The following is a 16,182-nucleotide window of genomic DNA, read 5'->3' on the forward strand; positions in this document are numbered from 1 at the left end:
TTTATGTGATTCTGTGCACTATTTATTTTAGTTCTTTATCTTATATTCACTCGGAGTACAATTTTTCAACTCTTTGAATACCCGACTAAAATATTGAGAAGAAGAGAAACCACTCATGTATGCTATTTGGGATATATTGTAATTTCCTGTTTCCAATAATTGTATAGCTCTCTTTATTCTCATATCTTTTACAAGCTCAATGGGAGATACCCCCAAAATAGATTTTACCTTCTTATAGAAAACAGAACGTCCAATATTCATACTATCAGCCAAGTCTTCAATTTTGAAATCAGAATCTTGCAGCCTTTCTTCCACAGCCTGAATGATTTTATGAATGAATTCTTCATCATAAGAAGTTATTTGCGGTACCGACGGAGATAAGTTCTCCAAAGCATCACCTTGAATAGCAACAGGCTCTTTACCGGCAACAGGTAATACTTCTTTCATAAAATGTTCACGCAATATGCTGCGTTGCTTTAATAATGAGGAGATGCGCGCACGTAAATACCCAGAACTGAATGGCTTTGTTATATAATCATCCGCCCCATATTCCAGCCCCTTTATACGGTCATCCAACGTAGCTTTCGCTGATAACAAAACAAAAGGAATATGGCTTACATTATAGTCCTTCTTTACTTCTTCCAGTAATTCTATACCATCCAGACAAGGCATCATAATATCACTGATAACCAAATCCGGAATTTTCAACTTGATTTTCTCCAGCCCTGTTTTCCCATTTTCTGCTTCAATCACATGATAATCTTTCCGAAGTATATTCACCATAAAATGTCTCAGTTCCTCATTATCTTCCACTACTAAAACCGATATCCCTTCTGCTTCTTCATTATTTTGCGTTATGCCGGAATCCATCGGCATTGAAGATTCGGAATCACTTAAAATGAACTCGACATTTTTATCGGACTCAAAAATCTCATGTTCTCCCGGCAGGGAAATAGAGAAAGTACTTCCATACCCCAGTTTACTATCTACCGTAATCGTCCCATGCAGCATATCAACCCATTCTTTTACCAAAGAAAGCCCGATACCGCTTGATAAGTTAGCGTCTGTCTGTCCCAAGGTCTCGAAACGTTTAAATAACATATCTATTTTATGCAATTCAATTCCATTTCCCTCATCTTTAACCTTAATGAGCAGGTTCTTTTCTTTAAATTCAAGAATTAAATCAATATTCTTCCCATCCGGAGTATATTTAAAGGCATTTGACAGTAGATTAAACAATATTTTTTCCAGTTTATCTATATCTGTGTAAAGAGTATAATTATCATAAGAACAAACAAAATGGAAACCGATATTCCGCTGATGAGCCAAGCCCGTAAAGTTATCATAGATTTTTTTAGACAGTGTTACGACGTCCGCCTGCTCAATATACAACTTCATTTTGTTGTTCTGTATCTTCCTGAAATCAAGCAATTGATTAATAAGACGCAACATACGATCAGTGTTCTTCTTTGCAAGCTGTATGTTTTCCTGTCCCTCCTCACTTAATTCCTCCCGATTAATAATCTCTTCTATAGGGCTTGCAATTAAAGTTAGAGGAGTGCGTAATTCATGAGATATGTCAGTAAAGAAACGAAGTTTCAAGTTGGTAAGTTGCTGTTCAAAGTCCACTTTCCGTCTCAAATTAAATATGTAAGCAAAAGTAGCCGAGATAGCCAGAATTACCACTACTATTAACACTATATATAACAGCCATGCCCAGCCTGTCTCCCAGAAGATAGGTTTCACATGAATAGCCAGCTGTGCCGTATTTTCCACCCAAAGCCCATCTCCATTCGTTGATTTCACTTCTAAAATAAAGTCTCCCGCCGGCAGATTCACCAAACTTGCCGTACGGCTATTTCCTATATAGTTCCATTCTTCATCTATATTTTTCAGCCGATAAGCATATTGCAAATGCCCCGAACCTGTAAAATCCAAAGCAGCAAAAGTAATTGAGACATTACGCTCATCCTTTTCCAGCGTTAATTCCCGATTGGTAACAGGAGAAGATTTTTCCTGTTTATAATTCTTTCGGGTTCTCACATCTGTGAAAACAATATGTGGAGCAAACTGGCTTTTTTTAAGTTTATCCAAATTCAAGTATAAAACTTCCCTATTCAAGGCTACATACATACCATTGTTTTTATCCCTGATGAATGGTATTTCGGACACGGCCAGGTGAGAATGGAAATAAAAGCGATCATAAGTATCTATAGTATTCTCAACCGGATTATATTTACAGATATGATTCTCAAAATTAATCCACAACTCATTATCCTTTCCTTCTAAAATTGCATAAGCCAGATCGGAAGGCAAGCCGTTTAATTTATTCAAATGAATAAATTCTATATGATCACATAGAAGATCTTTAGAGCTAACCAGATTTAGTCCACTGCTATGAGTAACCACATAAATATCTCCTTTGCGACTTTCAAATACATATACTACATCATTATTACTAAGACTATTGGCACGTTTTGTTTCGCATTGATTCAGATTAAACTGTATTTTTTCCCATTGATCCGCATTTGTTGAAAAAGTCAGCAGCCCATCAGTGGTTCCTGCCAGCATAATTCCTGCTGAAGTACAAAGCAGACTTCGCACCCTTAGATATTTGTTCTTGGGATAGAGTTCCAGCCCATTTTGGTAATGCGTAAATTTCAGATTGGGAAAGCTCCCCTCCACTACATTCAGTCCTCCCCCATACGTTCCAACCCAAATATTTCCTTTTGTATCCTGACAAATAGAGAAAATAGCATCAGAACTCAATGAATTTTTATCTTTCTCATTATGCTTGAAATGATAAATCCGGAACTTTCCCGCTTCCGGAACTGCTACATAGATTCCTCCTGTCCTGCTCCCCATCCATATCCTGTGCTGCTCATCCTCAAAAAAGCAATAGATATCCGCACCAAAAACAAGTTGCTTGTCTTTTACCAAATGCCCGTCCCGGCTAAGATTACCGCAATAATCATGATTATCATTGTAGATTTCTATTCTTTCACTTTTATCAGCCACCCATATTCTCTGTTTGGAATCAACAAACAGCCCGCGTATCTTATCATTGTGCCCTGTAGAGAAATAGCTGTAACTTTCATTTAAGAAGGTCAGCTGATCGACACCGGAATCACAGCTTAACCATATATTTTGCTGATTATCTATCAGAAATTTCCTCCCGGTTGCATGATAATATGTATGTTCTCCATTTATGTACGTATAGCCTTGCTCAAAAACATTTGTTATAGGATTATAAAATGAAAATTCGCCATTTGGAGCCAATATCCATATACGTCCGTAATTATCCTCATGGATAAAAATATTCGCTTTTTCCTTTTGGCTCAAAGGATAATTTATAAAGCTAATGCTTTTCTGCTTTAAATCACACCGGATAACATTTTCCTTTCCGTTAATCATCCACAGTATGCCATTGTTTGAAAGTAAATGATAAGATGGTTGTATATCAGGATGATTCTCATTCACCAAAATGCTTTCTGCATGGTTGTTTTGAGTATCGTAGATGATTATACCCCGATTAGTCATAATACCCATTTTCGCATTGGGTAGTTCCAACAAGTCTATGATACCGTAATCAGTTTCTTTTATAGATACCTCTTTTATTCCTTCTTCCGGTGTATACGTCACCAGTTCTCCATCCGGAGAAGACATATAAAGGATATGATCGATACATATTGCATTATTAAAATTCCGGCTGTCCGATAATTCCCGTTTTCCATAGACAAAGCATCCCTTATCAGTCAATACCCATTCATTATCATGAGCATCACGTACAACTGAATAAACACGGTTACCATGTTGCGGAACAGAACCGGAAGGAAGGAACATAACCCCTTTATCTTTTTTATACAGGGCTTCATCAATACGCCACAAATTACCGTCAGAAGCTATTATCCATATGATCCCATTTGTCAATGGAATCATTTTCTCTACCAACTTGCATTCCTCTATCTGTGGATGATAGACAAAAATATCATTGAATTTTTCCTGGCGCACATCAAATAGATAGACCTTATCATCGTATGTATGACACCACAAAGCATCATCGGCTCCTTTGACAATGCTTACTAGTCTATTGTATTTTAGTTTAGTATCATCTGTAGGATACGATTTATAATTCTTAAAAGTATATCCGTCAAACTTTTCCAGTCCATTCCATGTAGCCAACCAAATGTACCCATCATTATCCTGAAGCATATCCTGCACAATATTTTGTGACAAGCCATCTTCTATTGAATAATGTCGTACGTTGATCATCTCTTGTGCAGACAGTACAGGAAGCAGATGACACCATATTATGGTCAGTAATAATTTTACTTTTGTATTCATCATAGCATAAGATAAGAAAAATTAATCCGGGGCAAATTTATTCCTTTTTCGGAAATTACAGATGAAAATCTGTAATAAAGCATTCCGACTACCCAATTTGAATATACTTATCCAAACAATCCGCAGCCGATAAAGTCAATTTCCCTTTTATACGTTGCTTTGCCTTCAACACTGAACAGGGAGTAATATTAAAAAGAACTGCAATAGCCTTATTTCCTAACCGTGCACGAATCAGATAGCATACCTTTAACTCTTGCATACTCAGCCCGTATGAAGATAACTGCTCTGACAGGCAACCGCCATAAAACATATCAATAACAGTGAACAGATTCGTCCATTCAGTTTCCTCCCGGATTATGCCATAGGAGGGGTTCTGATGAAGGCGAAGCAACTGTCCCAGAGACACAAGTAAGGAAGAAGAACATTCAGCCAGTACCGAAGCATTCTGGTACTCTTTCAGTTGTTTAGTCAGTTGCTTATTGCGGAATAACAAACAAGCATTCCAGTTATCATGATAAGTTTCCATATTCTATTTCTCGTTCTTTTAATGTTCCATATAATCCGTATTCCAATTTTTCGCCATCTCCTCCACTTCTTGACGCATCTCCTCAATGGCCGTGGAATGAACCTTGGGCGTCCGGTTCAGCACATTCCATTTCATATCCTCAAACTTGTCTTTATCCCGATAATTCGGTTCAGAATAGAGTTTAGCCAGTAGATAGTAAGGATAGATTCTGCCCGGCAGGCGACTGACAGAAATAAGAAAAAAAGCCTCGGCACATTTATATTCATGCAACGCCTGGCAATTTTTACCCATAATATTCAATATCATCGGATCATTACTATACAACCGTGCCCGATCCAAACACTCAAAAGATTCGTCATAACGACCGGATTTGTGCAAGCTATGTCCATATTCAAACAAGAATGTTCCTTTATTCCTCAAAGACGGATAAAGCTTTTCATAAGCCCTGTTGGCAGCTTCGTAAGCCCCCGAATGATAGAGTATTCTCGCATTCATCCAGTCCCGGCAAGCGTCTTTTTCTTGCGTCCATTTTTCCGTATAGCCTCCGAGCCACACCACCAGACAAACACACAGAATAAGATACTTACCAATTACATCACCTATCCCACAGGCAAGAAGCAAACATATACCAGCGACAATGAAAGCCGGAAGATGCAGCGGATAGGAAGAAAAAGAAAATACAAGCAAGGAGATAAGGGCACCACAGACACCATAGCGACGGAGTCTCACTCCTATCCAAAGACAAGCAAAGATTACAAACAGCGCCAATATACACATAACAATACCATACGTCAGGGCAAACTCCAGATACTCATTAAATGCATATTCAGGACTTCCTGCCACACGTTCTTCCCAAGCAGCATAGTTCCCTGAGGCAAAATATAAACTCTGAGCCCCACCATAAGCACAAGCGAATCCGGTATGACATCCCCACGGATGAGCAGCGATGGCCCGGCAAGTCATCTTCCACATAAACAGACGCCCCAATGCTGAATCGGGTTTTAAAAAGAACATTCCCGCAGCAGCCAACAACAGAATTAAAAATATCCCGGTTCCCCACAATATATAACGCTTTTTATAGCGACGCCACAATATATTCCACTTCCGTTTGTCACGATGCATATATGCCACCCAGATACAGCTTATTGCCGCAGCTATCCAGGCGGAGCGGCTCATAGTGGAAGGCAATACGCAAAGAATAAGCATACCCGCCACAGCAGCCGCACCTTTTTCTATTTTATAACGAACAGGCATTCCTTTCCAGCCACAAATGCGCAAATACAAATGAAGACACACAGGCAAAACCATTGACAGATAGCCCGCATACGGACCGGGATTAAAAAAAAGAACCTGTAAGTGCATAACGTGAATGACCGGAAACAGAAAATCCATAAAGCTGGCACAATCCCCACACTGCCTCAACAGCCCCTATAAAAACTAAACTCCACGCTACATAAGCATAAAAATACGGGAACCCCAACGCATCTTCCTTACAAGCCTTTCCAAACAACTGCAGGAAAGAAGCAATAAGAAGGCATCCGGAAGAAAACAATGCAGCCTTCCCTAACCAAACCCATTGTCCGACTGTTTCTCCTGAAGGAAGCTCGGGAGTCGTTGCACAAACAAGGCTCAATAAAGAACTTATACCAGCAAACAGAAGCAATGCTATTATGGCATTTTTAGCTATATGTTTTTTCATCTTTAGCATCTTATTATTTCATAAATGCACTAATAAATAATCCTTTTTCTTCATCTTCTTGCATTTTTGAAATGACATTTAAATACAACAGGATTTGAGTCTTCATTCATATTGGAAATAATTGAATCCAACTCTTTTTTATAACGAATATTATCACTCTTATCTCTTACATAATTCCAATTGGAAGATAATATATCAGCATATTGAAAGAAGACAAAATCATTATTATTCATTATGCAAAACTCATGAATCCATATTCCCCCAAGAGATTTGACTATCAACCGATTCCCGACTCTTATATCAGATTCACTTTTGTTGTATATACAATATCTGAAATAATAGTTGTCTGCATAATATCCTAACAAATAATCATGAGAATTCTGCATATATTCCAATCCTTTCAAATAATTATTCTTATGAACATATCCATAAAGCGCATCTCTATCTATATCCAGATTATCAGGAAGGTTTCTTGATGTAAAACGTATCACGTAAGAGGGAAAAACTTCATCTCTATTTACTGAATAAACAGTATCATTCAATGGATAAATAAGCATAGCGTCATCACCACATTTACTGGCATATCTCTTTAATCCATAACCCGATTTATCTAAACCACCTTTATCAAATGGAATTCCTAACGACACTATTTCAGATTTATCAAGGTCAAACTTAGCCAAATTAAAGGCACCATATTTAGATTGTTCGTAATTAGAAATGAAATATGCTATACTATCAAATACCACAACCTCCAAATGGTGCGGATCATACAATATCTCTCTATATCCACTACTATACAAATCATAAACAATATATTTCTTTCGCGAAAGGTCTTGAATAATCACAGAATCACCTTTAAAGCTAAAATCTCCCATATAAGAATATTCTCCGGGGCCCCGACCTTGCTTTCCTATAGCCCTCAAAAAATTTCCTTCAGAATCGAATACAAAAATTTTTGCATTTATTCTATCTGAAATGAATATTCTATTTTTATAAAATTCAAGTTTCTTAATATCCGATATCAAACAGTTTTCTGTCACTTCCAAAGGTATAATATCTATTGAATCAGAAAGTACCTCTGATATATCTAAATAATCTTCTGTCTTTTCTGGATTTATTATAATCTCTTTTATTTCTCTATCAGAAATATATTTCCTCCTTTCGGAAGAACATCCTTCCAAAAAGCAAATTATCAAAAGTAAAAGTAATATTTTTGTAGGCATATATAATGTATTATTAGTAACATTGATGATATAACAAAAGTAGATTACAAATAACCTCCTCCACACTTTTCAGCTTCTCTTCCATATGGTGTTTTTAATTTCTTATTTACTTCAACCTCATTTAATTTGCTTCAACATACGCTTCCACCGAATTTCATCCGTTCCCCTATCCACCGACTTCCATATCCTAACAGCCTTACCCACAATAAAAGGTTCCGGAAGCAAGCCCCAATAACGGGAATCCTGGGAATTCATCACCTTATCGCCTGCAACAAAATAATAGTTCTCTTTAAAACGGTAAGCATGAATCGCGCTATCATTCAGTAAAACCGTATCACCATGCAGGAAAAGTTTCTTTCTTTGTTCCCATTCTATCACATTCCGATATAGGACAGCATGTTTAGGGTTCATCTCTATCTCATCTCCTTTTGCAGGAAGATAGAGGGGGCCGAAGTTCACGATATTCCAGTCCACCAATCCATTATAAGGATACCCACTCATCACTATTCCATAATCTTTTTCTCTGCCATTTGCTACTATACGCATCAGTGCATCCTGTGAGTCCACATTTCCCAACGACGTTTCACAACTACGCACCCAGTAGTGAGCCTTCCTGATCTCAAACGTATCCCCCGGCAAAGCCACACATCGTTTTACATAGTAAGACATCACGTTCAGGCCTATACTGTCCCATTGTGCGGGATAGGGAAAATTAAAAACCAACACATCATTCCGCCGTATCTTTCCCAATCCCGGCAAACGGGAAATCTTGACTTCTTTCCCTTCAAGAGCATCCCAAATATTAAAAATGCGTCCACCCATCACCCATTTATTCACCAAGATATTATCTCCGGCAAGCAGGGCAGGTTCCATTGAGTCGGAAGGAATCTTGAAAGTAGCGATACTAGTCACCTGAAGCAGTATCCATATCACCACTACTCCACAAGCTATCAGGAACAGGTTGAGGAACTTGTCAACAACCCAAGACACCCCTTTCTTTTTCTTACCAGAACTGTTGTTTTCCATCTTTATATTCAAATATACGTTCATCCTTTCCACGGGTATGATCTTTCAAATAGAGCAATGCACCTTCAGGAACCTTATAAAGCAAAGAATCGGAATGAGGACGGACCCTACCTGCCGATGCCCATTCCCCATCATTATAATAGAAAAGTTCATACTCATCGTCCGTACGAATAAAATTATCACGGTTGCGGGAAGTGAACACAATCTTCTCAATACGTCGAGGAGTACCCAAATCAAGCCCCGACCAACCACCCGTAGGCTGGACATAGTCAAAGGAAGTATAAGGGTCGCCGTCAAACACATTTGTGTACTCATGTGAACCGTCCAATCCGTTACACCCCGGTGTACCGATAATCTTCCCTTTCAAAGGGACACTGTCAGCAAAAGATGTATAGAAAGCAACCTCCGAAATATTACAATAGCTGTCTTTAGGGCCATAATAGCGAACATAACGGTAAGATCGGGCACTATTTACCCGTGCAACATTCCAAAGCCGCTCGGGGAATTCCTTGATGATAAACAGTGTATCTTTCCTGTTGAAATGAGAGTCATTGCTACCTTCAAACACACCATCTACCATTCGCCGGACAAAAGGTTCAAAGTAAAGTTCATATTTATGGAGCAGCGTAACTTCGACCTCCCTACCGCCCGAAGGGAAAAACCGTACTTCACCGCTCTCCCTATCAAGCAAGAAAGGATCGCTTTGCGGGCATATACTGCCGTTTTCATAAGTTCCCAAACGGAAGACAACCTGCCCCTCCACATTTTCAAAGACAGCGCCCAGACGCTTGTCGTAAAGACACCACCCGATGGGAGCCCAGTCCATAAAGCTGGCGGAACAGAGATAGACCGGTTCACCTTTCTTTAAAGGGTTGTAGAGATTTTCAGGACCAATCGTTAATGTGCGGTTCTTGCTCCCCGCATATATAGCAGTAACATCACGAAAACAGGGATAACGGAAAGAGGGATGTCTTTCTTCCGCTTTCTTTCCCATAGCCCTGATCATTTCCCGGTTAACGCTGAATGTACGACGATAAACCTTTCCTTTAGGATCCCAATAATTATCAGGGCTATTCAGTTCGGAAGTAGGATCCAAAATGGAGCAACGATAAGAGTTGCCATCTTTGTCAAAGGCGGCATTCCAGTAATGGGGAACATTTTTATTTCCCCGCATCAACATGATTTCCTCGCTGCAAGGCAGGCCCAAAGCCCTGAAGACATACAGTTGCAAATCAGTGAAATTTACACAACTTCCCGAACGCCAGTCCACTACTTTGGGACCGTAATGAGGACCAAATGAAAAAAGTTCGGTAAAATAGACCGGAGCCTTATGTAAGGTATCCATCAGTACTTGAGAAACGTACTTCGGATCTTCGGCTTCCGGAAGTCCTCGAATGCTGTCCAGCAATGGGTTATATTTATTATAGATTCTTTCGCGCCAGGGTTCCAGCCTTTCATCACCCACACGGTAAGGGAGAATGAATTCACAAAAGTCTTCAAAAGAGACGTTTTTCCCCCAAGGCTGTTCACGCCATACTTTGAAAGCCCATTCAATATTCTCAATCAAATAGACCGGATCAATATAGATATCGCTCTTCGCTTCCAGTCTATCCAAATGAAAAGGGCCGCAAGCACGTTTAATGGAGTCCAACACTTTATCCGGATACATAGTACCTTTGCCGTGAAGTTCAAAAAGCTTTAGGTAATCATTTAGAGCTTCACCTTCATAGCTATAGTGAAAAGGCAGATTTTCGATAAGAAAAACGGCAGATTTATGCTTCAAGGAATCATCTTGGTATTTGTCAAGAACAACCTGCAACTTGGGATTGGCTGATAAAATATCTTCTAAGGAAGGACCAACCGTATTTTTAGTACAAGAAGCCAATATCAAAAAAATACAGACTATTAATAGGATACCATGTTTCTTCATAAGTATTTCATTTATGTCATCTTATTCTGCATCACCGGTTATTCTCAAAACAACAGGAGAAGATTCCGCATTGCAATATACTGTTATAGTTTTATCAAAATGTTCGGGATCGTCTGCCTTATATGTCACATTCAGTAATATAGAATTTCCCGGACGAACGGGTTCTTTGGAATAATCAACGGAAGTACAACCGCAGGAAGTACTTACGTTGTCAACTACCAAAGGATTAGTACCTGTATTCTTTAATGTAAACACAGCCTTCTGCTCTTGCTGCCAATCAAACTTACCAAGAAATATACTTTTATCCTTTATATCAACTTCTGTCCTTACTTCCTTATTAGAAACAGGACATTTTTCTTGAATGATATTTAAATATAACTCCTTTATTTGAGGATTATGGATAGGATTACCTATAGCAATAACTCTATTACTCCTATCTAACAGAAATGTTTGATAAGTTATATTTGCTGATAAATTATTTAATTGATAAAACTGATTCTGTACATCCAAGAATATTGGATATGCAAAATTATCTCTACGGATTAACCGCTCCAATTCATCCTTATTTCTCATATTTGAATAAAATATGAAAGAGACATTCATTCCATTTAAAGAATCCACAGCATGTATCAACTTATTCCACAGAAACAATTTCAGTTTACAGTCAGTACAACCAGCAGAGTCTATATATGTCAATATTTTATATTCAGAATCTATTAATAATTGGCTTAATGTATCAGAATATTGAATACTAATAATTGATTTTTCAGGAAAAATGATCTCCTTTCCTTCCCACTCCTGCAGCAAAGATATAATCTGACTTCTCTTGCCATCCTGACAAGAGAAAATTAAAGATAAAAAAAGCAGAAGCATCAATAAAAAAGAATTTTTCATATTAATATCTCATAAAAAAAAGAATTGGATTAGAGTCTAAATCTACATGAAACCTAACATCCTCTTGCAAAATTTGCATATCTTTTTCTTGTAATTCATATGGATGAATAAGAAATACCAAATCATTTTCAAATGTTGCTTTAGGCTGCATAAATGTCATATCATTGAACTTAAAATTTTTCTTACGATACAGAGAGTACCCATCATAAATATTCACTTTATTTAATTCTATATCATAGCATGCTATATATTGCAAAGAATTCTCTGAAATACTAGAAAACGTAAAATAGAGTTGATCCCTATAAAATAAGAAATCGCCTAAATACCCTAAATAATTATTTTTTTCAATGAGTTTATTGTATTCTTTCTCATCTGAAAAAGTTGCTATCTTTTCATAGGGGAGAGTTTTATCTCCAAAATCAATCCTGATATAAGGAGCTAATGAATCATTATAAATTCGATAAATAATATTATCATATGGAGAGATAAAGTACTTCTCATTTTCTTTTTGTATAAAAGTAGAGTGAATTATTGTGCGAAAAAATACCTTTTGAGGAAATTGCCCTCTAATAATGGCGAAATCATCATCGACTTTCAATAGACTATTATCTGTATCATCATTATTATAACCAGTGTAAATCCAATACCCGTTATCCACCTTACAAAATGATCTAAACCAAATATGATCTGTTGGTATCTCCCGAATTAAATCCCCCGACATATTATAAATATACATCACACGTTTTATTGCTTCGTGAGCAAAAACTAAGTTTGTGCTTTTATCAAAAGACACATCATTAAACAAGATATGTTCTCCAGGCCCCTCTCCTTTTCTCCCACACTTATTTATATATTTCCCCTCTTGATCAAACAAAAAAATATCACTCAACATATCATCAAAAATGATAATCAAGGAATCCGTTATAAACATCTTCTCCACATGTTTTATCAATGCCTCTTTTGTCGTCTCCAACGGTACGTATTTAATAAAGTCCGCCGTTTTTGAAAAGTTCAATGTTTTGCTTTCATCGGGGTTTATATTCACTTCATATTTAACATCTACTATAGAGGTGCTATTTTGCAGATTGCAACTGACAAGTAAAGCTCCATAAACAAATAAATAAATATATATATATTTCTTCATAGTATATAATTTTTAATACAACTAAACCTACTTAAATCTATTATGCAAAAGATTTAAGTAGATTTAGATAATTTGCAATTTAGCAAGGAGGCGCATCGCAAGCCTGATTCCCGAAATTTTTACAGCCATCCCATGTAGATTTTTTAGTTGTTGTTTTTTTCTCATAGGATGGAGGTGGTGTTTTAGTTACTTTACCATTAACAAGCCACGCTTTTAATTCGACACTCCATGTATAACCTCCTGTAGCTTCATATGTTTCTACAACTTCAGTGCTTTCGCATTTAGCTGCAGTCCCCATATAAGTACTTCCACCCTCATCCAGTGCCAATGCTTCGGCATTAACTAAAACTAAATTTGGCAATGCGTTTGTACTTTGAGAAGTATAAAGGCTATAACCAACCACCACAGCAAATACTACAGAGAATACTACTTTTATTAATGTTTTCATTTTTCTTTTATCTTTAATAATCAAAATAATATTTTTTTATTGCTCAATACTATTTGTTTCAATCATTATATTAAACACATTTAATGTGTACATCATAAGCCAAGACACAAATATATTGTAATAACTTTTCTTTCCATACTATCGTAAAGATCGAAAACATCTTCTATTATCTAATTTAAAATTACATTTCTACCACAACCTCCCTTCTTTTAGAATAGAACAGACTGCCCACAACTAACCAATTAAACATTCGCAACCTGTCCTTTTTTATTTTATTTTTTATGAAATAATCAATCCACCGCATATTTCACCACCGGTTCATCACTATTCACATCCGTAGCAACAATCTCACCATTTAGTTCATCTACCGATATACCGTAAACATTATGATCCAGCACATATTTCCTTATAGGTTCACCGCTCAGACTAAATACATATATATACCTCCCACCATCCGTCATATCACCTTTCTGCATTTTCCGCGAAATCTCTTCAAAAGTATCCCCTTGAAAAACGGCATAAATAACAGTATCCGTCACCTGTACATCACTAAATCCCATAATTCCAGTAGGCACACCATAACCTTCTGCTATTTGAAATTCAGGTTCACCATGCAAACCAACACGAACTATATGGGTACTATCTTTCAGATTATAGATTTCGAGTACTTCTCCTAATTGAGTAACGGTAGCCAGAATCCCATTACGAGGATTATAATCAATGAAACTGCGCCATGCCTGCGCCAATGCCGGACGAGCATGTTTTAAAGCCTCCTCATTCGTAGTGGGAATAATCCCCATTTTATGTAATAACTTACCCGTTCGATCCACCCAGCAAAAACGACTTTCTCCTGAATAATCAGGAATGATAAAAGTAGAGTCATTATAAATCACAAAATCCAGCCCTCGAAGTATCTCCTTATCCAAGCTCACTGCCTCTTCACGGAGTAATGAGTCATTGGATAAAGACAAACCAAACCGAGTTAATTTTGAACTATTTGCATCCAATGCCCACAACGAATTTCCATTCCATCGGATATTTTCAACAGAAAGCATCTCCTCCGGTGAGTCTCCACGCTTACCTAAAGAAATGATATAAGAGAAGTTCGGATAGTGGAACAAATGAATAAAATGATCCATACCATGCAAATCCATTATTGCTACAGTATCCCCTTGCATCTTTATCCGGAAAGGAAAACGAAATACGGCTGTATCCATAGGCAAAATACATGCAGTCAGATTTTTCGTTTCCGGAAAATCCGTATACGGTATTCCCTTATGCACAGATACAGAAGTACATGCAAGAAAGGAAAACAGAAACAATATGTCAATAAGGTACTTCAAGGCTGTAACCGATCATGACAAACTTTGTCTTTCCGCCTAAAGGGCAATCCACCGTTCCTGTACCTATACATTGTATTGGCACATAATCCTCACCAGCAGCTAAAGCCTCTATATTCATTAAGAATAAATCATTTTGCTCCTTCTCCGGCTTAGCCATATAGGAAACCAAAGCAATTAACACAAACAGCACACCAAGCATCCAAGATTTTCTTTTCATACAATATTAAATTTAGTATTAGATATTTAGATCATATCTGTCTCGGAAGCGAAGGTAGCAATCAAGGAAATCCGCTCCAACAAATCTGACTGACAAACACTGACCAAGCTTCATTTATCAGAATTTGTCAGTCCCTGTCAGAATTTGTCAGCCACATACTATCCATGTTTTTAGGCATTAGTCAAAGCATTTTTCTCGATGAAATGGGGGATTATCAGATGATAGGAATCATTTTTGAACTTTATTTGAAGAGCTGTTAACTCACCGAGTGATTTTCGTAAACGACGAATAAGCGTATGTATTCTTTCCTGACTTCCGCTACCATTCGGCCATAAAGTCTCACTAATTAGTGACGTAGAAAGCGTGTGTCCTTCTGCCTGAAGAAACTTTTCCAATAAGACAGCCGTTTGGGGAGTAAGCTTTACTACTTGCTCCTCTTTTATCAATTCCATTCGCTCCGCATCAAAAAAAGTATGCTCCCCCAACTGATAAACAGGTGATTGTTCTGCAGTCACCACTATAACGGGGAGACCTTCTTGTTCGACCTCCTCAGGCTGCCTTTTCTTTCTATAGCAATACATTTTTCCAAAAATGAAAAATAACAATTCAATACCTGCACAAACGCCTCCTATGGCAAGCAAACGCCAGTCACTAAGCAGCCACCACCACTCGCAAGAAGCATAACCGGTAGCTTCCACCTCACAACGAAATCCCATATAATAAGAAAGAAGGCTGTCAGTCTGGGAGAACTTCTGCACGTTTTTGGAAAAAGCAGAAGAGGGCTGCTCCTGAAAATCCCAAACAGTAATACGAGTATGGGTTTTCAGAAATATATCAGATTCTTTCAACAACTTGTTCCAGGTTCCATATAATGAGTCCGCATCTAAGGGAGATTCATCCAAAAGTGCAGTAAGAAGTCCGCGCTGTATACCCCCTTTCACAAGGCTATTCTCAAATTTAAAACATGGGATTTCATATTTTCTTTTGCCTGAATCCAATGCAATCTCTACCACCCCGGGATTTACCTCCTCTAAAGCAGATATAGCTGTCCAATTGCTTATATAGGGAATTGAGAGAGTATCTCTTTTTTGTAACTCCTGCAATAATGCTGTTTTAAATGTGGCGCGTGCTTGTTCATCCCATTTTTGATGAACCAGAAAAGTTCCGGCTCCCATAGCCAACGAATACACAAGCAACCTTATCCATAGTATCTTTTTGCGTTTTATTTTCATCATTCTTTCCGCTCCATTTTAATAGCTGTTTCTCAATTGCAAAAGTAGGGATTCATACACTTAAAGAAGAAAAGCAATGTTACAGAAACTTTCGTTCACGTTTCATCATTACCAATTTATAGCCAAAAAAACTTATCCGGATTATACCTGAGACGC

At 37.6% G+C, this 16,182-nt stretch carries 11 protein-coding genes and 1 pseudogene; all 12 read right to left on the reverse strand.

Annotated features, from left to right (window positions below; translation table 11 throughout):
• Positions 1-27 precede the first annotated feature (27 nt).
• Positions 28-4,347 (reverse strand): hybrid sensor histidine kinase/response regulator transcription factor, encoded by a 4,320-nt coding sequence (locus BACCELL_RS08480; protein ID WP_007211292.1) that lies wholly within the window; start codon positions 4,345-4,347, stop codon positions 28-30.
• A gap of 85 nt (positions 4,348-4,432) precedes the next feature.
• Complete coding sequence (locus BACCELL_RS08485; protein ID WP_007211293.1) at positions 4,433-4,870, reverse strand: helix-turn-helix transcriptional regulator; 438 nt, start codon at positions 4,868-4,870, stop codon at positions 4,433-4,435.
• A gap of 18 nt (positions 4,871-4,888) precedes the next feature.
• Positions 4,889-6,578: pseudogene (locus BACCELL_RS08490) on the reverse strand (O-antigen ligase family protein).
• Positions 6,579-6,619: 41 nt separating this feature from the next.
• The gene (locus BACCELL_RS08495; RefSeq protein ID WP_007211296.1) at positions 6,620-7,792 is read right to left on the reverse strand and encodes a 6-bladed beta-propeller; all 1,173 of its coding nucleotides are present in this window, start codon (positions 7,790-7,792) and stop codon (positions 6,620-6,622) included.
• Between the two features lie 117 nt (positions 7,793-7,909).
• Positions 7,910-8,818: a signal peptidase I gene (lepB, locus tag BACCELL_RS08500; RefSeq protein ID WP_044153717.1), complete on the reverse strand. Its 909-nt coding sequence runs from the start codon at positions 8,816-8,818 to the stop codon at positions 7,910-7,912.
• Complete coding sequence (locus BACCELL_RS08505) at positions 8,796-10,748, reverse strand: hypothetical protein (RefSeq protein ID WP_007211298.1); 1,953 nt, start codon at positions 10,746-10,748, stop codon at positions 8,796-8,798. Before BACCELL_RS08505 ends, lepB begins: the two co-directional genes overlap by 23 nt.
• Positions 10,749-10,769: 21 nt before the next feature.
• Positions 10,770-11,642, reverse strand: a complete 873-nt coding sequence (locus BACCELL_RS08510) for a DUF1573 domain-containing protein (protein WP_007211299.1) — start codon at positions 11,640-11,642, stop codon at positions 10,770-10,772.
• Position 11,643: 1 nt separating this feature from the next.
• Positions 11,644-12,786, reverse strand: a complete 1,143-nt coding sequence (locus BACCELL_RS08515; RefSeq protein WP_007211300.1) for a 6-bladed beta-propeller — start codon at positions 12,784-12,786, stop codon at positions 11,644-11,646.
• 79 nt (positions 12,787-12,865) lie between these two features.
• The gene (locus tag BACCELL_RS08520) at positions 12,866-13,258 is read right to left on the reverse strand and encodes an NVEALA domain-containing protein (RefSeq protein ID WP_149947903.1); all 393 of its coding nucleotides are present in this window, start codon (positions 13,256-13,258) and stop codon (positions 12,866-12,868) included.
• A gap of 266 nt (positions 13,259-13,524) precedes the next feature.
• On the reverse strand, positions 13,525-14,577 hold the full coding sequence (locus BACCELL_RS08525; protein WP_373127913.1) for a BF3164 family lipoprotein: 1,053 nt from the start codon (positions 14,575-14,577) through the stop codon (positions 13,525-13,527).
• The gene (locus tag BACCELL_RS08530; RefSeq protein ID WP_007211304.1) at positions 14,561-14,794 is read right to left on the reverse strand and encodes an NVEALA domain-containing protein; all 234 of its coding nucleotides are present in this window, start codon (positions 14,792-14,794) and stop codon (positions 14,561-14,563) included. Before BACCELL_RS08530 ends, BACCELL_RS08525 begins: the two co-directional genes overlap by 17 nt.
• Positions 14,795-14,964: 170 nt before the next feature.
• Positions 14,965-16,029 carry a winged helix-turn-helix domain-containing protein gene (locus tag BACCELL_RS08535; RefSeq protein ID WP_007211305.1) on the reverse strand — a complete coding sequence of 355 codons (1,065 nt, stop codon included), beginning with the start codon at positions 16,027-16,029 and terminating at the stop codon, positions 14,965-14,967.
• Between the last annotated feature and the right edge of the window lie 153 nt (positions 16,030-16,182).

Source organism: Bacteroides cellulosilyticus DSM 14838 (genome assembly GCF_000158035.1).
Lineage (GTDB): Bacteria > Bacteroidota > Bacteroidia > Bacteroidales > Bacteroidaceae > Bacteroides > Bacteroides cellulosilyticus.